Origin of the sequence: Microbacterium sp. DWRC1-3 (genome assembly GCF_049896645.1) — a bacterium.
Lineage (GTDB): Bacteria > Actinomycetota > Actinomycetes > Actinomycetales > Microbacteriaceae > Microbacterium > Microbacterium maritypicum.
This window is the reverse complement of record NZ_JAFCUS010000001.1, coordinates 2459674-2481084: the sequence shown is the minus strand read 5'-3', so window position 1 is coordinate 2481084 and position 21411 is coordinate 2459674. Positions and strand designations below refer to the sequence as shown.

Annotated in this window: 23 protein-coding genes; 8 read left to right on the top strand and 15 right to left on the bottom strand. The window is 68.7% G+C overall.

The genetic code is table 11. The features are described from left to right. Positions 1-112 precede the first annotated feature (112 nt). Positions 113-412: a chorismate mutase gene (locus tag ACP699_RS12070; protein ID WP_055871763.1), complete on the bottom strand. Its 300-nt coding sequence runs from the start codon at positions 410-412 to the stop codon at positions 113-115. A 62-nt stretch (positions 413-474) separates the two neighbouring features. Between ACP699_RS12070 and ACP699_RS12065 the strand changes: the two genes are divergently transcribed. Next, on the top strand, positions 475-1692 hold the full coding sequence (locus ACP699_RS12065) for an AI-2E family transporter (RefSeq protein ID WP_426171318.1): 1218 nt from the start codon (positions 475-477) through the stop codon (positions 1690-1692). Positions 1693-1765: 73 nt separating this feature from the next. On the opposite strand, the gene ACP699_RS12060 is transcribed toward ACP699_RS12065, so the two are convergent. The 7 genes from ACP699_RS12060 to ACP699_RS12030 form a co-directional block, all read right to left on the bottom strand. Next, positions 1766-2680 carry an ABC transporter substrate-binding protein gene (locus ACP699_RS12060; protein ID WP_055875640.1) on the bottom strand — a complete coding sequence of 305 codons (915 nt, stop codon included), beginning with the start codon at positions 2678-2680 and terminating at the stop codon, positions 1766-1768. Between the two features lie 64 nt (positions 2681-2744). Then, complete coding sequence (locus ACP699_RS12055) at positions 2745-3470, bottom strand: ABC transporter permease (protein ID WP_031205882.1); 726 nt, start codon at positions 3468-3470, stop codon at positions 2745-2747. After that, on the bottom strand, positions 3467-4150 hold the full coding sequence (locus tag ACP699_RS12050; RefSeq protein ID WP_017830019.1) for an ABC transporter permease: 684 nt from the start codon (positions 4148-4150) through the stop codon (positions 3467-3469). The genes ACP699_RS12055 and ACP699_RS12050 overlap by 4 nt, the downstream gene beginning before the upstream one ends. Continuing rightward, entirely contained in the window at positions 4147-5019 is an 873-nt protein-coding gene (locus ACP699_RS12045) for an ABC transporter ATP-binding protein (RefSeq protein WP_017830018.1), read from the bottom strand. Before ACP699_RS12045 ends, ACP699_RS12050 begins: the two co-directional genes overlap by 4 nt. A 60-nt stretch (positions 5020-5079) precedes the next feature. Beyond that, positions 5080-5382, bottom strand: coding sequence for a DUF427 domain-containing protein (locus ACP699_RS12040; protein ID WP_055875637.1), 303 nt, complete (start codon positions 5380-5382; stop codon positions 5080-5082). Positions 5383-5543: 161 nt separating this feature from the next. Next, positions 5544-6980, bottom strand: coding sequence for a dihydrolipoyl dehydrogenase family protein (locus ACP699_RS12035; protein ID WP_426171314.1), 1437 nt, complete (start codon positions 6978-6980; stop codon positions 5544-5546). A 167-nt stretch (positions 6981-7147) separates the two neighbouring features. Next, the gene (locus ACP699_RS12030; RefSeq protein WP_426171312.1) at positions 7148-7738 is read right to left on the bottom strand and encodes a biotin transporter BioY; all 591 of its coding nucleotides are present in this window, start codon (positions 7736-7738) and stop codon (positions 7148-7150) included. 48 nt (positions 7739-7786) lie between these two features. Here ACP699_RS12030 and ACP699_RS12025 point away from each other — a divergent pair, with 48 nt between their 5' ends. Both ACP699_RS12025 and ACP699_RS12020 read left to right on the top strand, forming a co-directional pair. Next, complete coding sequence (locus ACP699_RS12025) at positions 7787-9322, top strand: class I adenylate-forming enzyme family protein (protein ID WP_426171310.1); 1536 nt, start codon at positions 7787-7789, stop codon at positions 9320-9322. Continuing rightward, complete coding sequence (locus tag ACP699_RS12020) at positions 9319-10563, top strand: beta-ketoacyl-[acyl-carrier-protein] synthase family protein (RefSeq protein ID WP_426171308.1); 1245 nt, start codon at positions 9319-9321, stop codon at positions 10561-10563. Before ACP699_RS12025 ends, ACP699_RS12020 begins: the two co-directional genes overlap by 4 nt. Positions 10564-10706: 143 nt before the next feature. On the opposite strand, the gene ACP699_RS12015 is transcribed toward ACP699_RS12020, so the two are convergent. Together ACP699_RS12015 and ACP699_RS12010 are read right to left on the bottom strand one after the other, a co-directional pair. Further along, a complete protein-coding gene (locus ACP699_RS12015) occupies positions 10707-11813 on the bottom strand; it encodes a lactonase family protein (RefSeq protein WP_302794115.1) in 1107 nt (368 codons plus the stop codon). Between the two features lie 8 nt (positions 11814-11821). Beyond that, on the bottom strand, positions 11822-13108 hold the full coding sequence (locus tag ACP699_RS12010; protein WP_031205880.1) for an adenylosuccinate synthase: 1287 nt from the start codon (positions 13106-13108) through the stop codon (positions 11822-11824). Between the two features lie 203 nt (positions 13109-13311). Between ACP699_RS12010 and ACP699_RS12005 the strand changes: the two genes are divergently transcribed. Beyond that, positions 13312-14244 carry a DMT family transporter gene (locus tag ACP699_RS12005; protein WP_017830007.1) on the top strand — a complete coding sequence of 311 codons (933 nt, stop codon included), beginning with the start codon at positions 13312-13314 and terminating at the stop codon, positions 14242-14244. A gap of 19 nt (positions 14245-14263) precedes the next feature. Then, positions 14264-14998: a Pr6Pr family membrane protein gene (locus tag ACP699_RS12000; protein ID WP_426171305.1), complete on the top strand. Its 735-nt coding sequence runs from the start codon at positions 14264-14266 to the stop codon at positions 14996-14998. A 64-nt stretch (positions 14999-15062) separates the two neighbouring features. Here ACP699_RS12000 and ACP699_RS11995 read toward each other — a convergent pair whose 3' ends face one another. The 3 genes from ACP699_RS11995 to ACP699_RS11985 form a co-directional block, all read right to left on the bottom strand. Then, the gene (locus tag ACP699_RS11995) at positions 15063-16487 is read right to left on the bottom strand and encodes an NAD(P)-binding domain-containing protein (protein ID WP_036322945.1); all 1425 of its coding nucleotides are present in this window, start codon (positions 16485-16487) and stop codon (positions 15063-15065) included. A 198-nt stretch (positions 16488-16685) separates the two neighbouring features. After that, positions 16686-17234 carry a YbhB/YbcL family Raf kinase inhibitor-like protein gene (locus ACP699_RS11990; RefSeq protein ID WP_426171303.1) on the bottom strand — a complete coding sequence of 183 codons (549 nt, stop codon included), beginning with the start codon at positions 17232-17234 and terminating at the stop codon, positions 16686-16688. Positions 17235-17311: 77 nt separating this feature from the next. Next, on the bottom strand, positions 17312-17674 hold the full coding sequence (locus ACP699_RS11985; protein ID WP_017830003.1) for a winged helix-turn-helix transcriptional regulator: 363 nt from the start codon (positions 17672-17674) through the stop codon (positions 17312-17314). A 117-nt stretch (positions 17675-17791) separates the two neighbouring features. Between ACP699_RS11985 and ACP699_RS11980 the strand changes: the two genes are divergently transcribed. Together ACP699_RS11980 and ACP699_RS11975 are read left to right on the top strand one after the other, a co-directional pair. Next, positions 17792-18103 carry a putative quinol monooxygenase gene (locus ACP699_RS11980; RefSeq protein ID WP_017830002.1) on the top strand — a complete coding sequence of 104 codons (312 nt, stop codon included), beginning with the start codon at positions 17792-17794 and terminating at the stop codon, positions 18101-18103. 82 nt (positions 18104-18185) lie between these two features. Then, positions 18186-18488 carry a DUF4190 domain-containing protein gene (locus ACP699_RS11975; RefSeq protein WP_127481415.1) on the top strand — a complete coding sequence of 101 codons (303 nt, stop codon included), beginning with the start codon at positions 18186-18188 and terminating at the stop codon, positions 18486-18488. Positions 18489-18494: 6 nt separating this feature from the next. Here ACP699_RS11975 and ACP699_RS11970 read toward each other — a convergent pair whose 3' ends face one another. Then, complete coding sequence (locus ACP699_RS11970; RefSeq protein WP_127481414.1) at positions 18495-19643, bottom strand: CU044_5270 family protein; 1149 nt, start codon at positions 19641-19643, stop codon at positions 18495-18497. Next, the gene (locus ACP699_RS11965; protein WP_017829999.1) at positions 19609-20184 is read right to left on the bottom strand and encodes an RNA polymerase sigma factor; all 576 of its coding nucleotides are present in this window, start codon (positions 20182-20184) and stop codon (positions 19609-19611) included. Before ACP699_RS11965 ends, ACP699_RS11970 begins: the two co-directional genes overlap by 35 nt. A gap of 260 nt (positions 20185-20444) precedes the next feature. Between ACP699_RS11965 and ACP699_RS11960 the strand changes: the two genes are divergently transcribed. After that, entirely contained in the window at positions 20445-21410 is a 966-nt protein-coding gene (locus ACP699_RS11960; RefSeq protein ID WP_055871986.1) for an AAA family ATPase, read from the top strand. Position 21411: the final 1 nt, after the last annotated feature.

The following is a 21411-nucleotide window of genomic DNA, read 5'->3' as shown; positions in this document are numbered from 1 at the left end:
GATCCGTAGTCTCTCCCTAAGTTTATTCATTGAACTTAGTTGGTCAACCGACCTCACAAAGCTCCGGACGGGCGAGTGCTGCACACACCGTCGCCCGTCCGGCTCCTCCTCCTCATCGACTCTCGGCCGCTTCGGTGTGATGACGGATGACCTCCGCCACCACGAAGTTGAACCACTTCTCCGCGAACTCCGGATCGAGATGCGCCTCTTCGGCGAGAGCCCGCAGGCGCGCGACCTGCTGCTCTTCCCGACCAGGGTCGGACGCCGGCATCTCGTGCTCGGCCTTCAGATGCCCGACCTGCTGGGTGGCGCGAAAGCGCTCGGCCAGCATGAAGATCAGTGCGGCGTCGATGTTGTCGATGGTGGCGCGAAGCCGGAGCAGTTCGGCCTTCGGATCCTCGGCGGCGGTCATGCCCCTACTCTAGAGCCGCGTGACATCCTGGTTTCGATCCGTGGCACCGCTATCGTGAGCACATGAGCAACGAAGAGTCGCCGGAATCCGCGCCCCACGACGACGACGCATCCGCCGCAGCTCCCGCCGCATCCGCGACCGCCCGACGCACAGCTCGCCGGGCCCCCGTGACCGCCACGACAGACGCTCCGCTCCCCGTCGTGATCGAGCCGATGACCCCGAGCCGGTCGTTCTGGACACGCATCGACCGCCCGTTCGTGTTCGGCTTCCTGCTGACGCTGGGAGGACTCGGGGCGATCGTGATCGGCCTCGCGCTGTCGAACCTGTCGACCGTGCTCATCTACATCGCCCTCGCGCTGTTCGCTGCGCTCGGCCTCGATCCCGCCGTGCGGTTCCTGGAACGTCGCGGCCTCTCGCGCGTCATCTCGGTGGTCATCACGATCCTCGCGCTCCTCGTGGTGTTCGCCCTCGTGCTGTGGATGATCGTTCCCGTGGTGATCGACCAGATCGTGAGCTTCGTGCAGTCGGTTCCCGGCATGATCAGGGACTTCACCCGCAGCGACCTCTACGCGACCCTCGAAGCCCAGTTCGGCGAGCAGTTCCAGGAGCTCGTCTCCCAGGTGCAGTCGTTCCTCACCGACTTCGGCAACCTGGCCACGATCGGCGGCGGCGCTCTGGCTGTGGGCGCCTCGATCGCCACCAGCATCTCGGGCGCCATCGTGGTGCTCGTGCTCACGCTGTACTTCCTCGCCTCTCTCCCTTCCATGAAGCAGGGGATGCTGCGTCTGGCTCCCGCCCGCGACCGCGCTCGCGCCGGAGACATCGTCGAGCAGATCACCGACTCGGTCGGCGGTTACGTGATGGGGATGGTGGTTCTCGCGTTCTGCAACGCGACGCTCGCCTTCCTGCTCTACTTCTTCCTCGGGCTGCCGTTCCCCCCGCTGATGGCGGCGATCGCATTCTGCGTCACCCTGATCCCCCTGGTGGGCTCGGTGCTGTTCTGGATCCTGGGCACGTGCCTCGCGTTGTTCTCCAACCCGATCGCGGCGCTGATCTTCGCAGCCATCTACCTCGTCTACATGCAGATCGAGGCCTACGTGATCACGCCGCGCGTCATGAACCGCGCCGTCTCGGTCCCGGGGTCACTCGTCGTGATCGGCGCCCTCGCCGGCGGCACGCTGCTCGGCCTGCTCGGGGCTCTCGTGGCCGTGCCGGTCACCGCCTCGATCCTGATCATCATCAAGCAGGTGCTCGTGCCGAAGCAGGACGCCCGGCTCTAGACGTCTCCTCGCGTCTCGCACACACAGAAGCGCCCGGACCCCGTGAGGGTCCGGGCGCTTCGGGCTGTCCGACTCAGATGAGGTCGTTGTCGGCCAGCCACTTCTTGGCGATGTCCACAGCCGACTTCTGGTCGACCGTGCTCTGCACGTTCAGACCCACGAGCTCCTCGGCGGTGAGCTTCTTGCTGATGGCGTTGATCACATCGGCGATCTCGTCAGCGACGTCGCTCGAGGCGATCGGCACGACGTTCGACGAGATGATCAGGTTCTCCGGGTCTTCCAGCGCAACGATCTCCTCCGTCTGGAAGGCCGGGTCGGCGGTGTAGATGTCGGCCACCTGGATCTCGCCGGCGAGCAGCGATTCGAGGGTGGTCGGCCCCGTGGCCGAGAACGTCAGGTCGACACCGTAGGCCTCCTTGGCCTTGGCGGGGCCGTACGGACGCTCCTCGAACTCCGGTGAGGCACCGATCGTCACCGGGGTGGTGACCTTGGCGAGGTCGCCGATCGAGGTGAGATCGTTCGCCTCGGCGAAGCTCTTCAGCACCGTGTACGTGTCCTGATCGGAAGCCTCCGCGTAGTCGAGAGCGGTGAGCCCCTCGGGCAGCGCCTCCTTCAGCGCCGTGTACACGTCTTCCGGGCTGGTCGCGGTCGCGTTCTTGTCGAGGTACTCGAGAAGGCTGCCGGTGTACTCCGGGAACAGGTCGATCGCGCCGGACTCGACGTCGGGCATGTAGGCGTCGCGCTGTCCGATGTTGAACTGCTTGTCGACCTTGAACCCCGCGCCCTCGAGAGCCTGCGCGTAGATCTCGGCGATGATCTCGTTGGAGTAGTAGGCCTGCGAGCCGATGACGATCGTGTCGTCGGCGGAGCTCGAGCCCTCGCTCGGGGCGTCGAGCGGGTTGCTGTTCGCGCAGCCGCCGAGGACGAGCACCGCGGCGAGCGCGGCACCACCGGCAAGGGCGAGTCGTGATTTACGTGCTGTGAACATGAGGACTTCCTCTTCTCTGGGACAACAGGGATGGTGCTGTGGAACTCTGTCGGGGCTGTGGAGGTCAGGCTGTGGCGGGCGACGGAGACGAGGCTGCGGCTCGCGACCGGCGTGTGGTGGTCGGCGCGCGCACCCCGGCGGGGACGGCGGCGTGCTGGAGGAGGGCGAAGATCAGGTCGACAGCGAGCGCGAGGACAGCGACGAGGATCGCCCCACCGAGCACCTGATCGAACTTTCGCAGCGGGATGCCCTGGATGATCGGCCATCCGAGCCCGCCGAGATTCACATAGGCCGCGATCGTGACCGTGGCGATCACCTGCAGGAGAGCCGCCCGGATGCCGCCGACGAGCAGGGGCAGTCCGAGGGGAACCTCGACCTTCCAGAACACCTGCCACTCGGTCATGCCCATCGAACGCGCGGAGTCGAGCACTCGACGGTCGATGGCCTCGAGCCCGGTGTAGGCGCCGGCGAGGAGGGAGGGGATCGCGAGGAGCACGAACGTGATGACGGCGGCCTCGGGAATGCGCAGGACGCCCAGGATCAGTACGAGCAGCACCATGAGACCGAACGACGGGATGGCGCGCGCTGCCCCGGAGACGGCGACCGCGATCTCGCGCCCCTTGCCGGTGTGACCGATGAGCCAGCCCAGAGGAATCGCGATGACCCCGGCGATCAGCACCGAGATCAGCGTGTAGTACATGTGCTGGCCGAACAGGATGGGCAGCGAGTACGACCCCTCCCACCGGTCGGGGGAGAAAAGCCAGGCGAAGGCCTCGGTGAACACGTTCATGCGGCGGCCCTCAGGGTGGCGGTCTGTCGCGCGGCGGACGGCGTCTTCGCGGCGCGCGTCCACGGCATCAGTGCCCGCCCGAGAAGAAGGAGCAGCAGGTCGATCACGAGAGCGATCACGACGACGGCGATCACTCCGGCGAAGACCTCGGCGAGGATGCGCCGCTGCAGTCCGTTGGTGAACAGATAGCCGAGGTTGGTCACACCGACGAGGATGCCGACCGTGGCGAGGGAGATCGTACTGACGGCCGCGACGCGGAGACCGGCGAGCACGACGGGACCTGCGAGCGGGAAGTCGACGGTCCAGAACCGGCGGAAGCCGCCGTAGCCCATCGCGGTGGCCGATTGCCGGATGGCGGGATCGACCGAGTCGAGGCCGTCGGACACGGCGCGCACGAGGATCGCGACCGCGTAGATGGTGAGGCCGATGATGAGGTTGACCGGGCTGCGGGCCGGATACCCGGCGACGGAGGGGAGAAGAATCAACAGCGCCAGCGAGGGGATCGTGTAGAGCAGCCCGGTGAGGACGATGACCGGCCCCTTCACCAGCTGATAGCGCCAGGCGACCCAGCCCAGCGGCACCGACAGCACGAAGCCGAGCACGATCGCGATCGCACTCTGCTGAAGGTGGATCCCGGTCAGCTCGAGGATGAGGCCGAGGTTGTCGACGATCCAGTTCACGGAGCGCCCTTCGTGACGCTCTCCTCGCTCAGGAGAGCGTCGGTCACGGCATCCGGCACATCGACGATCGAGCCCTGGGTGCGGCCGTCGGCGTCGACCACCACGGTGCCGCGCGGTGTCTGCTTGAGGTGCAGGGCTCGGCGACCTCGATCGGCGCCGATGAAGGCTGCGACGAAATCGTCTGCCGGATTCTCGATGATCTCGCTCGGGCTGCCCACCTGCACGATGCGCGCGCCCTTGTCGAGGATGACGACCTGGTCGCCGAGCAGGAACGCCTCGTCGATGTCGTGCGTGACGAACACGACGGTCTTGTCGAGTTCGCGCTGCAGCCGCAGGGTCTCCTGCTGCAGGTCGGCCCGCACGATGGGGTCGACCGCGCCGAACGGCTCGTCCATGAGCAGGATGTTCGGGTCGGCGGCGAGCCCGCGGGCGACACCGACGCGCTGCTGCTGCCCACCGGAGAGCTGGCTGGGGTAGCGGTCGGCGAGCGCCTGGTCGAGGCCCACCGTGTCGAGCAGCTCACGCGCCCGCTTGTGGGCAGCTGTCTTCTTCACGCCGGTCAGCCGCAGCACCGTGGCCACGTTGTCGATCACCGTGAAGTGCGGCATGAGGCCGGAGTTCTGCATGACGTAGCCGATGCGGCGGCGCAGAGCCACGGGGTCGCCCTGGAGCACGTTCTCGCCGTCGATCTCGACATCGCCGGAGGTGGGTTCGACCATGCGGTTGATCATGCGGAGCAGGGTGGTCTTGCCGCAGCCGGACGAACCGACGAACACGGTGGTCTTGCGCGACGGCAGCACGAGACTGAAGTCGTCGACGGCGAGGGCACCACCGGGGAACCGTTTGGTGACGTTGCGGAACTCGATCATGGGCTGGTCTCCAGTCGGTCGATCGATGTGCGAGGGGACGAGTCTTGGCTCTTCAGATGGCTACGGGCCGACCTCGACGCGGGGATCGAACGCGACGTACCCGGAGAAGTCCTTGCCCACGCGATCGAACGCAGAGGGGTAGGGGTTCGGGTACGACCAGGCGTAGTCGGTGTAGAGGTCTCCGTCGGTCTGCACCGAGAAGTACTGCGCCGCGCCCTTCCACGGACAGGTGTACGGCGTGGGACTCTCGACGAGCGCCCCGGGTGTGATGGACGCGGGCGGGAAGTACCAGTTCCCTTCGATGCGGGCGAGATCGCTCTCGTCGGCCTCGGCGATGACGGTTCCTGCGAGTACAGCCTTCATGGTCCTGCCTCCTCGGATGTGAGTTCGAGCGTATAAGACGGCTGCGACATCGGGGATGAGGGTTGCGTCGCGGCCGTCAATATGAGAAACAATCCCGTTCCTGTTCGGCACGATCACGCGAACGGATTGCTCCCGATGTCGGGATCGACTCCCTCCACGGATCAGGCGGAGTCGCGGCCGTATCCCTCGAGCAGCCGCAGCCAGATCTCGCTGATCGTGGGGTACGACGGCACCGCGTGCCAGAGGCGGGCAATCGGGACCTCGCCGACGATCGCCACGGTGGCCGCATGCACGAGCTCCGCCACCTCGGGACCGACGAACGTCGCACCGACCACGACGTCGCGGTCGGTGTCGACCACGAGCCGTGCCTGGCCCTCGAAGCCGTCTTCGTAGAGGCTCGCGCCGGCAACCCAGCCCAGGTCGTAGTCGACGGCCTTCACCGCGATGCTGGCCTTGACCGCCTGGGCCTCGGTGAGACCGACGGAGCCGACCTCGGGAATCGAGAACGTGACCTGCGGCACGGCGGCCTGGTCGGCGGTCGCGACGTGACGGCCCCACGGGGCATCGTCGACGTCTTCCCCCTGGGCGCGGGCCACGATCACGTCGCCCGCGGCGCGCGCCTGGTACTTGCCCTGATGGGTGAGGAGCACGCGCCCGTTGACGTCGCCGACCGCGTACAGCCAGTCCGATCCGGGAACGCGGAGCGTGTCATCCGTCTCGATCCAGCGGCCGGGTTCCAGCCCCACGACGTCGAGGCCGATGTCACCGCTGCGCGGCGAGCGACCGGTCGCGGCGAGCACCTCGGTCGCAGTGATCTCCTCGCCACCGTCGAGAGTGATGGTGACGCCGTCCGCGTCGCGGTGCACGGATGTCGTTCCCACACCGGTGCGCACATCCACGCCGAGTTCCTTGAGCCCCGCGGCGACGCGCTCGCCCGCGAAGGGTTCCATCCCGCCGAGCAGGCCGCTGCGGGCGATCACGGTGACCTTCGAGCCGAGTGCGGCGTAGGCGGTCGCCATCTCGACGGCCACGACGCCTCCGCCGATGATGGCCAGGCTCTCGGGCAGCTCTTCGGCGCTGGTGGCCTCGCGGCTGGTCCACGGGGTGGCCTCGCGCAGGCCTTCGATGGGCGGGATGACGGCATCCGATCCGGTGCTGATAGCCACCGCGTGCCGAGCTTTGAGCACACGCTCTGCGCCGTCGGCATCCGTCACCGTCACCTCGCGCTCGCCCGTGATGCGGCCGTGGCCGCGGGCCAGGTCGATGCCGGCCGAATCGAGCCACTTCACCTGGCCGTCATCCGACCAGTTGCTGGTGAACGAGTCCCGGCGGTCGAACACCGCGCGCACATCGAGCTTTCCGGTCACCGCCTGCGAAGACCCGCCCACGTGTTGCGCGGCACGGAGCGCCTGCGCCGAACGCAGCAGCGCCTTCGACGGCATGCACGCCCAGTAGGAGCATTCGCCTCCGACGAGCTCGCTCTCCACGATGATCGCGGTGAGTCCGCCCTGTACGGCTCGGTCGGCGACGTTCTCGCCCACCGGCCCTCCGCCCAACACGATCAGGTCGTACTCGTCGGTCTTCTCCGCAGCGTTCATGCGTCGCACCTCTCCATGAGCCGGTTACGTGGCCCAGTCTCGCTCATGAGCAACGTCGAGTCACGGGTGTGTTGTTCCCTGCGGCGTGGCGCGGGTGGCGAGGATGCCGGCTTGCGATGGGGCTTCTCCGTGTGCTGTCGGGCACGGGGAAAGAGCGCCGGCCGAACCTACACCGCCGCCACCGCGGCCTCCCGCACCCGCCGGTTGTCGGCGAAAGCACGAGGGTAGGCACGACGGAGCGCGACAACGACCAGCGTCGCTGCTGTCACCTTGATCAGATCCCCCGGGAGGAACGCCAGGCTCGACAGAGCCGTCGGCCCGAGCGGCACTGCCGTCACGAGGGCCTGCACGGGGATGCCGAACGCGTAGACCACGAACACCCCGCCGACGAGCGCGGCGCCAGCGGAACGCCACCACGTGAAGCGCCCGGTGCGCATGAGGAGGCCGATCACCACGACACCGGCGATCCAGCCGAGGAGGTACCCGGCGCTGGGGCCGACGAACACGCCGAGCCCTCCGCGGCCACCCGCGAGCACCGGAAGCCCCACCGCGGCGAGCGCCAGCACCAGCACGACGGCGAGCGGTGCGAGGCGCGGCCCCAGCACGAGACCGGCGAGCATAACCCCCAGGGTCTGCGCGGTGATCGGCACGCCGCTGGGCAGGGGCACGATCACGGTGCCGAGCACGACGATCAGTGCGGCGAAGACCGCGATGCGGCCGAGTGCGGCACTGGTTTCGGTGGTGCGAGACGTGGTCATATTTCCTCCTGAACACCGTTCACCTGAACGGTGTTCATTAGAATAGGGATGCCCTCGTCCCCACGCAAACCCGCCCCCGGAGTCCTCACGTCCCTCTCCCCGATGCTGCGACGCGTCGCCGCCGAAGACCCCGACCGGCTGGCGATCGTCGGCCGCGACGCCCGCATGACCTATGGCGAGCTCCACACCGATTCGCGCCGTACCTCCACGGCCCTGGCGCACACCCTCGCGGATGCCTGCGCGACGGCGACTTCAGGAGCTCACCCACCGCTGCCGCCGGTCGTCGCCATCTGCCTGTCCACCGCGTTCGACACCGCGCGCGCCGTCGTCGCGGTGGAGGCGGGCGCGCGCATCCTCACCGTCGTCGACGCGCACTGGCCCGTCGCACTCCAGATGCAGCTGATCGTCACGACCGGAGCGGCCGCCGTCATCACGGATGTTCCGACGATCCGGGCCGCTCTGCACTCGGCCGGATGGTGGGGACTCGTCGTCGGGCTCGACGATCTCGCACGAACCCCCTCCCTCGCCTCGACCCACGCAGAAGCATCGGCCGACGATGCGCCATTCCTGATGCTCACCTCTTCGGGGACGACGGGCCCACCGAAGGCCTTCCTCAAGACGCGCAGGCAGTACGCGGCGAACATCGACGTCTCCCGCGACCACCTGGGCGCGCGAGAACGGGTGGCGACCTTCGCCCCGGGCCCGATGTCGTACAGCCTGACCCTGTACACGCTGTTCGAGGTGCTCGCCACAGGCGGTCGGATGCACGTCGCCGACCGCCTCGACGAGCTCTGGCTCAGCTCGCGGGTGCACGACGAGCGCATCACACGCCTGGTCGCGGTTCCTGCGGCGGTGACGGCTCTCACCGACGCGGCGCGGCGCCACCCGGCGCGGTACGACGGCATCGATCTGATCGTCACCGGGGGTGCGGGGTTCCCGGCATCGGCGCGAGCGGCCGTCGCCGACGCCCTCCCCCACGCCCGGACGATCAGCTACTTCGGCACCGGCGAACTCGGCTTCATCGGTGACGACCGCGCCGGCCACGACAGCATCCGGCTCTACCCGCAGGTGGAGGCGCGGGTGCGCGGCGACGACGGCAGTGACCTGGAACCGGGCGCGCTCGGCAACCTCTGGGTGCGCTCCCCCTCATGCTCGGCCGCCTACCTGGCAGGCACACCGTCGGCGCCGTTGACGGACGGCGACGGCTGGGCGAGCGTGCACGATCAGGGGCGGCTGCGCGGCCGGGACTTCACGTTCGTCGGCAGAGGAGGCGACGTCGTCACCACCGGCGGGCACACCGTCGCACTCGACGAGGTGGAGCGCGCCTTCGACGGCATGCCGGGCCTCAGCGCGTGGTGCGCCATCGCCGAGAGCGACGATCGCCTGGGTCTGCGGATCGCGCTGGTGACCGAGGGCGATGCGCCGCCGGCCGCAGAGCTGCGCCGATGGGCGCGCGAGCGTCTCGCTCCGGCCGCCCGGCCCCGTCGCTGGCACACGGTGGCGGAGCTCCCCCGGACCGCGGGCGGGAAGATCCGTCGCGCCGCGGTCGCGGATCTCGTGGCTGTCGGACGGGGACGATCGTGAGCGCCGGGCGCTCCGTGGTCGTCACCGGCGTCGGGGCGGTCACCCCCAGCGGCCTCACGGCACCGGAACTGTGGACGTCTGTGCGCGCGGGACGCGGCGGGATCACGCGGATCCCCCGGGAGATCGCCGGGTCAGGGCCGGTGCAGGTCGGCGGAGTGGTGCGTGGATTCACCGGCGCCTCCGACCTGTCGGCATCCCTCGCGCGTCGCCTCACGCCGATGCAGCAGTGGGCGATCGCCGCGGCCGATGAAGCACTCGCCGATGCGGACCTGGGCGCGCCATCGGGGATCGCGGACGTCGCGCAGGTGATCATCGCGACAGGGTCGGGCCCGGTGGATGCGACGGTGCAGGCGGCAGTCGCGCTGCGAGATCGCGGCCCCCGCCGGGTACCGCCCGGGCTCACCGTCTACGGAACTGCGGATGCGATCGCGACAGTGCTCAGCAGACGATACGGATTCCTCGGCCAGACCCACGCGATCGCCGCGGCGTGCGCGAGTGGCGCGGTCGCGATCGGAGAAGGTCTCCGGAGGATCCGTCACGGCTACGCCGACGCAGTGCTGGTCGTCGGGATGGAGGATTGCCTCGGCCCGCTGCACCTGGCGTCGCACACCAACCTCCGCTCGCTCGCCACGGGCTTCGGCGACGACCCCTCGGCGGCCTCACGCCCTTTCGACCGCGCACGTACGGGCTTCGTGATGGCACAGGGCGCATCCGCCGTGCTGCTGGAGGCCGCGGACCTCGCACGGGAGCGCGGCGCTCGACCCCTCGCGACCATCGCCGGGTTCGGTGCGACCAGCGACGCGCATCACGCCACGGCACCGGACCCGGACGCCGCCGGGGCGATCAAAGCGATCGATGCGTGCCTCGCCGACGCCGACATCCGCGCCGCGCAGATCGACCATGTGAACACCCACGGCACGGGCACGGTTCTCGGCGACGAAGCCGAGCTCGTCGCGCTCGCACGGGCGCTGGGATCAGGAGCGCCATCCGTTCCACTCACCGCGACGAAGTCGACCACCGGGCATCTGCTCGGCGCAGCGGGCGTCACCGAAGCGGTCATCGCCGCGATGACTCTTCGCGATCAGGTGCTGCCTCCGACCATCAACCTGTCGCATCCGTGCGCGGATGGGTGGGACTTCGTCCGCGACCGGGAGCGACCGCATCCGGTCCGCACGGTGCTGTCGACCTCGTTCGGATTCGGAGGTCACAACGCGGCGCTGCTGCTCACGGCGTGCGAGTGAGCCCGACCGGCGCCCGTACCCGTGCCAGGTGTCGGGAGAACGGACGGATGTCGGAGCAGGGCGCGGCGTGTCGCCCGACATCCGTGAATGCTCCCGACAAGTGTCCCCGGCAGGCAAGGCCGACCCGGCCGCACGAGCCGCGGTCAGCGCACCGGAAGGAAGTGCGTGGGGGTCGGAACCTGCGCCTCGTGGCGGATGCCGAGGGGCGCGCCCGTACGCTCATCGAGGTCGATCAGCGTGATCGTGTCGGAGCGCTGCCCCGCGACGAGCATCTTGCCCTCGTGGACGAGGTGGTGCCGCGGCCAGTCGACCCCCGCGTCGGCGAGCGCCACGGACTCCAGAGACTCGCCGCCGCCACGTACCCGCAGCGCCGCGATCGTGTTGCTGCCGCGCAGGGCCGTGTACAGGAACTGTCCGTCGCGCGTGCGGGCGAGCTCCGCGGGGAAGTCCTTGCCCACCTCGGCGATCGGGCTCGTCAGCGTCACCGACACGACGCTCCAGGTGCCATCCGCCGCCGGCGCGAGCGTGAACACTTCGCACGAGTACTCGGTGACCACGTGCAGGTGCCCGCTGGGGTGCAGCACCATGTGCCGCGGACCGGTGCCGAGCGGGAGCACCACCTCGTGGTCGAGGGTGAGCCCGCTGCCGCTCTGCCGCCAGAACCGCACGAGGTCGAACCCGAGGTCGGTGGTCGCGACACGGCCGTCGGGGAGGAAAGTCGCCGCGTGCGCGTGCGAGACGCGGTCACCGCCGACCCCGTACGGATCGACCGCCGCGACGCCGTCTCCGGGAGGAGTCGCGGCCGGAGCATCGGGGTCGGCGTCGCCGAACAGGGCCGCGCGAAGCGCCGCCGCGGCATCCGGCTTCGGGGCGACGATGCGACCGTCCGCATCCAGATCGAACCGCACCACGCGGCCATCGCCGTAACAGCTGGCGATCAGGGCCGAACCGTTCGGGGCGACCGCGACATGACAGACGTACTGGCCGACCGCTGCGGGCGGCCCCAGAGGCGCGAGAGCGGCTTCGCCCGCGCGGGAGAACGCCTGCACCGCGGAGTCACCTTCGAGTGCCGCATAGACGACGTCGAGGGTCGGGTGCTGCGCGAGCCACGAGGGCGAGGGCGTCTCGACCACGGCGCCGCGGTAGGCGAGAGTGGAGGCCTCGCGCCCTTCATCCCCCGCGAGCAGGCCGATACCCTCGGCCGAGCCGTCCATCGCGGCCCCGTAGCCGCCCAGCCAGAAGCGCGTCACGACGCGGGTCAGTCGAGCAGGTCGTGACGGACGACGACCTGATCGCGCTCGGGCCCGACACCGATCACCGAGATGCGCGTGTTGCTCATCTTCTCGAGCGCCAGCACGTAGTCCTGTGCGTTCTGCGGCAGGTCCTCGAAGGTGCGCGCGACGGAGATGTCTTCGCTCCAACCAGGGAAGTACTCCAGGATCGGCTTCGCGTGGTGGAAGTCGGTCTGGTTGACCGGCACCTCGTCGAACCGCTCGCCGTCGACGTCGTAGGCGACGCACACCGGGATCTGCTCGAGGCCCGTGAGGATGTCGAGCTTGGTGAGCACCAGGTCGGTGATGCCGTTGATGCGCGTGGCGTAGCGCGTGATGGGCGCGTCGTACCAGCCCACACGGCGCGGACGACCGGTGGTGGTGCCGAACTCGAAGCCCTGCTTGCGCAGCCACTCGCCCTGCTCGTCGAAGAGCTCGGTCGGGAACGGACCGGAGCCGACGCGGGTCGTGTACGCCTTGACGATGCCGACGATGCGGTCGAGCGCACCGGGGCCCACGCCCGCGCCCGTCGCCGCGCCGCCGGCGGTTGCCGACGAAGAGGTGACGAACGGGTAGGTGCCGTGGTCGATGTCGAGCATCGTGGCCTGGCCGCCCTCGAACACGACGACCTCGCCGCGGTCCAGAGCCTGCGCGATCAGGTAGCCGGTGTCGGCGACCATCGGCCGCAGCCGCTCGGCGTACGAGAGCAGGTCTTCGACGACCTCGTCGGCGGTGATCGCACGACGGTTGAAGATCTTCACCAGCAGGTGGTTCTTCTGATCGAGGGCACCCTCGACCTTCTGGCGCAGGATGTTCTCGTCGAACAGGTCCTGCACGCGGATGCCGACGCGGTTGATCTTGTCGGCGTATGCCGGGCCGATGCCGCGACCGGTCGTGCCGATCATGCGCTTTCCGAGGAAGCGCTCGGTGACCTTGTCGAGCGTGCGGTGGTACTGCGTGATGATGTGCGCGTTGGCGCTGACCTTGAGGCGCGAGACGTCGATGCCGCGGGCGGCGAGCGCCTCCAGCTCGAAGAAGAGCACCTCGAGGTCGACCACGACGCCGTTGCCGATCACGGGCGTCACGCCCGGAGACAGGATGCCGGAGGGCAGCAGGTGCAGCGCGTACTTCTCGTCGCCGACGACGACGGTGTGCCCGGCGTTGTTGCCGCCGTTGAACTTCACCACCCAGTCGGTGCGCTCACCGAGAAGATCGGTGGCCTTGCCCTTTCCTTCGTCGCCCCACTGCACGCCGACGATAACGATTCCTGGCATGGGTAACCCCCTGGCTTTCGCCGGGTTTGCACCGGCCGATGAGCTGGCCCTCTTCGGGCGGTCCCATCCTATCGAAGCGATTCGCAGCGCCCTTCCGTGAGGTGAGCGCAGCGGGCGCAGACCGGAGGAGTCGGCGGGAAAGCGACGGCGGATGGCGCTGCGGCAGCTCGCCCGATGTCGGACGCCACTGCCAGGATCGAAGGATGTCAGCAGCCGCATCCGGCGACCCCGGGATCCGCACCGATACCGGAGCGCCGAAGAAGCAGGGCGCACTCGTGCTCGCCGCCGCGCTGGTCACCGTGGTGCTGTGGGCTTCGGCCTTCATCGGCATCCGCGGCGCGGGCCCGCACTACGACCCTGGCGCTCTGGCACTGCTGCGCATGGCGGTAGGCACCGTCGTGTTGACGTTCATCGCGCTGCGGCACGGCATCCGCATCCCGGCCCGTCGCCACTGGCTCCTCATCGCGGTGTGGGGCGTCGGCTGGTTCTGCGTCTACAACCTCGCCCTCAACAGCGCCGAGCTCACGCTCGATGCGGGCACCGCCGCGATGGTGGTCAACCTCGCACCCCTCATGGTGGTCGTCTTCAGCGGACTGTTCCTGCGGGAGGGATTCCCGAAGCCGCTCGTCATCGGGGCGCCCATCGCGTTCCTCGGCGTCGTGCTGATCGGCATGAACTCCTCCACCAGCGCCGGCCCCGACATCACGGGCCTGCTCCTCGCCCTCCTCGCGGCGGTCATGTACGCCGGGTGCACCCTCGTGCAGAAGCGCCTGCTCACCTCGGGGGTCGACCCGACCACGCTGACCTGGCTCGGCGCAGGCGTCGGCACCATCGCGCTGCTGCCGTGGATCGGCAACCTCATCGGCTCACTTCAGACGGCACCGCTGGATGCCACGCTGTGGGTCGTCTACCTCGGCATCTTCCCCACCGCGATCGCCTTCACGACCTGGGCCTACGTGCTGCAGCGCAGCACCGCGGGGCAGACGTCGGCTACCACCTACGTCGTGCCGGCGATCGCGATCCTCATGTCCTGGGCGATCCTCGGCGAGGTGCCGACACCGCTCATGTTCCTCGGCGGAGCGCTGTGTCTTCTCGGCGTGCTCATCACGCGCCTGCGGTGGCGCAGACGCGCCTGACGCTCGCGAGCATCCGGAGGTGACTACAGTTGCGACCGGAGGCGAAATGACGACCTGGTGGCCCTATCTGCGCATCGCCGCAGCCCTGCTCGCGCTCGCGGCTGTCATCGCGCAGCTGAACCGCTCGGTGCAGAACGCCCTTGATGCGACGACCGAGTGGGGCGGGCATCTGCCCACAGTGGCGGCCAACTTCCTCAGCTTCTTCACGATCGAGTCGAACATCCTCGCTGCGATCGTCCTGCTCGTCGCCGCGATCTGGGCACTGCGCCACCGCCGCACCACCGACGCCGAACCGCGCTGGCTCGCGGTGCTGCTGGTGTGCGTCAGCACGTACATGATCGTGACCGGCATCGTCTACAACACGCTGCTGCGAAACGTCGAGCTCTCCCAAGGCGTCACCGTCCCCTGGTCGAACGAGGTGCTGCACGTCGTCATCCCGTTGTTCCTGCTGGCCGACGTGCTGCTCGCCCCCCGCCGCCGGGCACTGGGCTGGAGCACGATCGCGGTGACGGCGATCTTCCCGCTGGTCTGGGCGGTGTACACGCTGATCCGCGCGAATCTCATCATCGCTCCGGCGACCGGTCAGCCCTACTGGTACCCGTATCCGTTCCTGAATCCCTACACCGTACCGGGCGGCTACCTCGGCGTCTCGGGGTACATCGTCGGCATCGCGGTCGCGATCATCGTCGTGGCGGCCGGCGTCGTCTGGATCGGTCGCCGCCGCGGGGCCGTGCCGCGTCCCGTCCTCTCCTGATCTGCACGACGACGCCCCTCGCACGCGGGAACGGGCGGAGGGGCGTCGTCGATTCACACGATGCTCAGGCGGTCGCGAGCGCCTCACGGTCGTCGTCATGCGGCCGACCAGCGATCATGCGCGCCGTCTCGGTGGCATCCGGATCGACGTCGAGGTAGCGCTCGAGGGAATCGTCGAGCTCTTCGAGCCACGGCGTGTGGTGAACCACGGCGATGGTCCCGGTCATGACCGACTCGTAGGTGCGGTCGCGATAGCCCATGATGTCGTCCTTCTTGTCGCGCTTCCACGCGAGGAAGATCTCGACGACCCGGTCGATGTCGAACTCCGGATAGTCGGTGAGCTCGAGCAGGTCGCGGATGTAGTCGGCCTGGAAGCGGATCTCCGCCGCGGCCGAGTCGATCCGGCCGAAGCGCGCGCGCCACTCGGCGATGGATGCCGCGCGCTCCTGCTCGGCGGGCAGCGCGAGGCGACCGAGGATCAGGTCGCGCACGTACCAGGCCTGCGCGTCGAACATGTTGAACGTGAACCACTGGTCCTGCGCGCCGAGGTAGGTCAGGCGCGGATTGCCCTGCCAGACCACACCGCGGTACAGACCGTCGGGGTACACGTTGTTCGGCGAGGAGAGGGCGAGGTCGTCCGGGAGGAACGGGTACTTGTGCAGGTATCCGGTGCACAGGATGACCGCGTCGATGTGCTTCGAGGTGCCGTCGGCGAAGAACGCGGTGCTGCCCTCGAAGCGCTCGACGACCGGGCGCTCCTCGATGCCGTCAGGCCAGTCGTACCCCATCGGCGCCGACCGGAAACTCGCCGTCACCGAGCGGGCGCCCATCTTGAACGCCTGACTGCCGATGTCCTCCGCGGAGTAGCTCGCGCCGATCACGAGCACATCCTTGTCCTCGAAGGCCTCGGCGCCCCGGAAGTCGTGGGCGTGGCTGATGTAGCCCGGGAACGTCTCGATACCGGGGAAGTCCGGCACGTTCGGGAAGGAGAAGTGCCCGCTGGCGATGATGACCCGGTCGAACTCCTCCACGGTCGACTGGCCCGTCGGCAGGTCTTCGCTGGTGAGGGTGAAGACCTCGCGCTCGCTGTCGAACTCGACCCAGCGCACCACGGTCTGGAAGCGGATCAGCTCCCGCACATCGCTCTTCTCCAGGCGGCCGGCGATGTAGTCCCACAGCACGGGGCGCGGCGGGTAGGACGAGATGGGACGCCCGAAGTGCTCGTCGAAGCTGTAGTCCGCGAACTCCAGCGCCTCCTTCGGACCGTTCGACCAGAGGTTGCGGTACATGCTGGAGTGCACCGGCTCACCGAATTCGTCCAGCCCGGTGCGCCAGGTGAAGTTCCACTGTCCGCCCCAGTCCGCCTGCTTCTCGAAGCAGACCAGCTCGGGGATCTCCGCCCCCGCGCGGGCCGCGGACTCGAAGGCCCGCAGTTGCGCCATCCCCGAGGGGCCGGCGCCGATGATCGCTACTCGTTCTCTGCTCGTCACGTATTGTCCTCATACTCTTCAGTCATGTATCGGCACGGCCGCATCCGAGCGAGGAACAGTTCTGTCCCGGTGGGAGCGGAATGCTCGACCTGCCCGGAAAGCGGCTGCTCTTCGACGTTAGCAGGGTCGGCCACCGGGGCCGGAGGCGAGGACTCGGAGTGCGGACCCGACCGGGGGTCCGCACTCCGCACCCGGCGTCTACTCCCCCGCGTAGGCGACGAGCGTGGCCCGCGCGATCGTGTGCGGGCCGGCGTTGAAGCCCAGGAACGCCGGGGATGCACCCGCATCCAGCTCGAGCCGCGCGACATCCAGCGCACTCACGGTGATGTAGTACCGGTGCACGCCCGATCCGGCGGGCGGCGCGGCACCGATGTAGCGTGCGAGCCCGGCGTCGTTCGGGAACGCGACGGCACCCGCAGGCAGCAGCTCCTGCGTCTCGGATCCGGCGTTCTCGACGAGATGGGTCGTGCTCACGGGGGTGTTCCCGACGACCCAATGCCAGAACCCCGATCCGGTGGGGGCATCCGGGTCGAAGACCGTGACGATGAAGCTCCGGGTCTCATCAGGGAAACCCGACCAGGTGAGTTCGGGAGAGATGTCCTGCCCGTCGGGGACGCCGAACACCCCGGAGTACTGTGCCGGCGCGAAGGGGGTTCTGTCGGCGACGGTGGAGCTGCGCAGCTCGAAGCCCGGCACCTCCGGCAGTGCGTAGTAGGGATCGTTGTTCGTCTGTGTCTGATCTGTCATGCGAGGACGGTACCGACGGGCACGTGGTTTCCCGCAAGGGGTGCAGGTCACCCTCAGGTAACCACCCTGGCGCGCTCTCAGATGTCGGGGAAGCGCTGGATGTTCGACTCGACCCAGTCGCGAAGGCTCTGCAGCGGCTTCGCCGCATCGGCGCCGAGGCCGGTCAGCGAGTACTCGACGCGGGCCGGCACCTCGGCGAAGATCTCGCGGGCGACGAGGTCGCGGTCTTCCAGCCGCCGAAGGCACGAGGTCAGGACCTTCGGGCTGATCCCCTCGAGCTTGCGCTTGAGCTCACCGAACCTCATCGGGCCGTCCTCGAGCGCGCCGAGGATGAGTGCGCTCCACTTGTCGGCGAGCAGATCGAGGATCCCGCGGCACGGGCACTGAGCGTCGTAGACATCGTGGGGCCTGCCGGCGGCGCAGGTGCTGAGGGTGGTCATCCCCTCATGGTATCCGAAAGTTACCAGCACTCCTTGCGGGTAACTGCTCCCTTTCGAGTAGTAATGGGAGCGCGGCGGTCCCGTCGCACTCGACATCCCCGAAAGAAGGACCCCACCATGGCCTCACGCTCGTCAGACCCGCTGTACAGCCTCGCGATCCTGCGCGCGCTTCCCGACCGCCGAGACGAACTGCTCGCGGCCCTGCAGGGGCTAATCGAGCCGACCAGGGCGGAGCCCGGCAACCAGGACTATGTGCTGTTCGAATCGCGCAGCGAGCCCGGGACGTTCTACATGCGCGAGGCGTTCGACGACCAGGCCGCGCTCGACACCCACTTCGCCACACCGCACTTCCAGGCGTTCGCGAAGGGAGTCGATGCGCTGCTCGCCTCACCGCTCGAACTGCTGTTCCTCGACCGACGCTCGGAGTAGTCGCACAATCATCCGCTGGGAGTACGAGCCGGGTACTTCCGACGGATGCCCGTCGACAGGCCCCCGCCATAGCGTGGATGTCATGTCAACCACCGTCTCCGCGTCAGCCACAGCCACGCCGTCCGATCCCGCGATGTCGACCGCGAAGGGCACCGCCAGCCTCGTGCTCGGAATCTGCTCCGTGTTCGCCGGCTGGACCTTCTTCGCGCCCGCCGTCGGGCTCATCCTCGGGATCGTGTCGCTGCGAGGAGAGCCCCGTGCACGCACGCAGGCGGTGTGGGGGATCACCCTCAACGCGATCGCTATGAGCATCTGGATCATCCTGACGCTCCTCGCCCTCACCTTCGGCTGGATCGCAGCCACCTCGGCGATGTTCGGCCAGTGACGACACCTAGCCGTCGCACGACGCGGCATCCGTCGGTGCGGACGCGACGACGCTGGTGGTCACGGCCGTCCAGCCGGTGACCGTCCCCGGAGGGATGCCGGCGTACCCGTCGAGGGTAACTCGTCGTTCGCCGATGTACTGCCCCGTTTCGGGGTCGATGATGAACTCCTGGCGCGTGTTGGAGGCCGTCTCGAGGCGGCCGATCGCGATGCCCGTGGAGCCGTCGAGCGTGGCCTGATCGTCCGTGATCTCCACGCCCGGGATCTCCGCTGCGGCCTTATAGAGGGCCGCGCGGAAGTCGGCCGGCACGATGCCCCACTGAAGCGTGCTGATGATCCACTCGAGCGCCTGACCATCGCGCGACTGCCCCGAGTTTCCGTTCAGCTCGTAGATCGTGTCGAGAAGCGGGCGCGGCTCTCGAGGGAGAGCGTCGTAGTCGATGCTGGTCGTCGTCCCCTCGGCGTAGCCTCCGAAGCTGCCGCCACCCGGCGTGATGCCCCCGGGGAATCGGCGGATGACGTCGAGGTCGTAGGTGTTCATGGCGTCGGCATATTCCTGCGCGTACCGTTCCGATCGGGGTCCGAAGGTCTGCGAGGGCTGGGACGTGCACGTGATCCACACCCACGCGTCGCTGCGATCGGCGGGCACGTAGAGCTCGCCGCGGGTGGAGGCCAGGATGGCCACTTCGTCGGAGGGCTGAACATCACCGCCCTCTGCTCTGATCCGGTCCGCGTCCTCCTCGAGGGACCCCACACCGGCGTACACGCCGTCGGTTCGGACGAACAGATACTGCCCAGGGCCTACGACGGGGTCGCTGACCTGGATCGCGGCGGCCGCAGCCGAACGAAGCGCACTCGCGGCCGCGGGCTCGGCGCCACCGTTCCACCCGGCGACGCCCAGCACATTGGTGGCCACGAGGGCGACGACCACGCTCGCCGCACCGAGCACGGAGAATCCCGCCCAGGCGACGGTGCGACGACGGCGACGGGTCTTCAGAGGAGTGAACGCGGTCTGCTCGCCCACCTCTGCGAAGAGCGCCACCGGAAGCTCACCGTCGATCTGGGAGACGAGCGCGGCACGCCCGCGCATCAGCGCCTCGCGGCTCGGCTCGCGGGTCAGATCACGTGTGCTGCGGAGCAGTGTCAACTCGTCCATGATCCTTCTCCTGTTCGTTGGCGGGGATTCCGGCGGCACGGCGCAGATGCCGCCGTGCCCTGTTGAGCCGTGAACGCACCGTGCCGATCGGCACCTGCATCGCGAGGGCGATCGATGCGTAATCGAGGTCGCCCCAGGCGTAGAGCAGCAGAGTGTCGCGGTCAGCTTTCGAGAGCCGGCGAAGCGCCTTCTTCAGCCGTCGAGCCAGCCGCTGGGCGTCGATACGCGCGCCCGCCTGCTCGATGAAGTCCGGGACGATCTGGGCCGCAAGGTCTGCAGACACCCCTTTCCACGCGGTGGCCTCCAGGCGCACGTGCTTGCGCATGAGCCGCGTCGCGATGCCCAGCAGCCACGGCCGGGCGTTCTGCACCGTGACGTCGTACGCCGAGCGTCGCTCGAAGGCCACCAGGAACGTCTCCGCCATCACGTCCTCGGCGGCATGGTCGCCGAGGCGCTGCGCCGCGTAGCGGTACACGGACGTCGCATGCCGGCTGTAGAGCGACTCGAACACCGCCGGTTCGCGGATCGAGCGCTCAATCACCTCGTTATCGGGGCTCACATCCGTATTGCTCGATTCCTTCGATCAGGTTCACGGCAATTCTGGCGGAGTGTCCTCCCGGATGCGGCGACTACCCTGGCCTGGGGGGAGAAGCACCGTGCTCCCCAGGAGGAGAGAGCATGCACGATCTGAACGCCGCAGCCCCGCAGCCCGCGGCACCGCCGCCTCCGCCCGCCCCTGCGCAGGCCCCAGCGCCGGCAGCCCCGCCCACCGCGACGAACGGCGCACCGACCGACGCCGAGATGGCCAGGGCCTCCGAGGTGCTGCGGATCATCTCCGCCTCGTACTCCGCGAAGATGGTCGGCCAGGACCGGTTGCGCACGAGCCTGCTCGTCTCGCTCATCGCCGGCGGCCACATCCTGCTCGAGAGCGTGCCGGGGCTGGCGAAGACCACCGCCGCCAGCACCCTCGCCGACACGGTGAAGGCGCAGTTCAAGCGCATCCAGTGCACGCCCGACCTGCTGCCCAGCGACATCACGGGCAACCAGATCTATGACGCGGCGACCGGATCCTTCCGCACCGTGCTCGGCCCCGTGCACGCGAACTTCGTGCTGCTCGACGAGATCAACCGCTCCAGCGCCAAGACCCAGAGCGCCATGCTCGAGGCGATGCAGGAGCATCAGACCACGATCGGCGGGGAGATCCACCACCTGCCGAAGCCGTTCCTCGTGATCGCGACGCAGAACCCCATCGAGCAGGAGGGCACATACGAGCTGCCCGAGGCGCAGATGGACCGGTTCCTCCTCAAGGAGATCGTCGAGTATCCGAGCCCCGCCGAAGAACTCGAGGTGCTCAGCCGCATCGACTCGGGAGTGCTCGACCCCGACCGGCACGTGGCCAGCGCGGTCAGCCTCGACGACGTGCGCCTGCTGCAGGATGTGGCCAGCCGCATCTACGTCGACCCCGCGATCCGCAACTACATCGTGTCGATCGCCTACGTCACGCGGAACCCGGCGCCGTACATCGGCGAGGAGCGGGCCCGCTTCATCAAGTACGGCGCGAGCCCGCGTGCGAGCATCGCGTTCCTGCAGGCTTCGCGAGCGCTGGCCCTGCTCAAGGGGCGCTCGCACGTGCTGCCCGAAGACATCCGGGAGCTGCGGCACCTGGTCCTCCGCCACCGCGTGCTGCTGACGTTCGAGGCCGACGCCGAGGGCGTCCGCAGCGAGGAGATCATCGACCAGATCTTCGCGTCGGTCCCCACGCCCTGAT

What these genes read in the sequence shown, in the direction of transcription:
- ACP699_RS11990 (WP_426171303.1), bottom strand. Translation starts at nt 17,234, where the DNA reads ATGACAGATCAGACACAGACGAACAACGATCCCTACTACGCACTGCCG.
- ACP699_RS11960 (WP_055871986.1), top strand. Translation starts at nt 20,445, where the DNA reads ATGGCCAGGGCCTCCGAGGTGCTGCGGATCATCTCCGCCTCGTACTCC.
- ACP699_RS12010 (WP_031205880.1), bottom strand. Translation starts at nt 13,108, where the DNA reads ATGCCAGGAATCGTTATCGTCGGCGTGCAGTGGGGCGACGAAGGAAAG.
- ACP699_RS12055 (WP_031205882.1), bottom strand. Translation starts at nt 3,470, where the DNA reads ATGAACGTGTTCACCGAGGCCTTCGCCTGGCTTTTCTCCCCCGACCGG.
- ACP699_RS12005 (WP_017830007.1), top strand. Translation starts at nt 13,312, where the DNA reads ATGTCAGCAGCCGCATCCGGCGACCCCGGGATCCGCACCGATACCGGA.
- ACP699_RS12030 (WP_426171312.1), bottom strand. Translation starts at nt 7,738, where the DNA reads ATGACCACGTCTCGCACCACCGAAACCAGTGCCGCACTCGGCCGCATC.
- ACP699_RS12045 (WP_017830018.1), bottom strand. Translation starts at nt 5,019, where the DNA reads ATGATCGAGTTCCGCAACGTCACCAAACGGTTCCCCGGTGGTGCCCTC.
- ACP699_RS11985 (WP_017830003.1), bottom strand. Translation starts at nt 17,674, where the DNA reads ATGACCACCCTCAGCACCTGCGCCGCCGGCAGGCCCCACGATGTCTAC.
- ACP699_RS11980 (WP_017830002.1), top strand. Translation starts at nt 17,792, where the DNA reads ATGGCCTCACGCTCGTCAGACCCGCTGTACAGCCTCGCGATCCTGCGC.
- ACP699_RS12035 (WP_426171314.1), bottom strand. Translation starts at nt 6,980, where the DNA reads ATGAACGCTGCGGAGAAGACCGACGAGTACGACCTGATCGTGTTGGGC.
- ACP699_RS12070 (WP_055871763.1), bottom strand. Translation starts at nt 412, where the DNA reads ATGACCGCCGCCGAGGATCCGAAGGCCGAACTGCTCCGGCTTCGCGCC.
- ACP699_RS11970 (WP_127481414.1), bottom strand. Translation starts at nt 19,643, where the DNA reads ATGGACGAGTTGACACTGCTCCGCAGCACACGTGATCTGACCCGCGAG.
- ACP699_RS12040 (WP_055875637.1), bottom strand. Translation starts at nt 5,382, where the DNA reads ATGAAGGCTGTACTCGCAGGAACCGTCATCGCCGAGGCCGACGAGAGC.
- ACP699_RS12060 (WP_055875640.1), bottom strand. Translation starts at nt 2,680, where the DNA reads ATGTTCACAGCACGTAAATCACGACTCGCCCTTGCCGGTGGTGCCGCG.
- ACP699_RS12025 (WP_426171310.1), top strand. Translation starts at nt 7,787, where the DNA reads ATGCCCTCGTCCCCACGCAAACCCGCCCCCGGAGTCCTCACGTCCCTC.
- ACP699_RS12065 (WP_426171318.1), top strand. Translation starts at nt 475, where the DNA reads ATGAGCAACGAAGAGTCGCCGGAATCCGCGCCCCACGACGACGACGCA.
- ACP699_RS11975 (WP_127481415.1), top strand. Translation starts at nt 18,186, where the DNA reads ATGTCAACCACCGTCTCCGCGTCAGCCACAGCCACGCCGTCCGATCCC.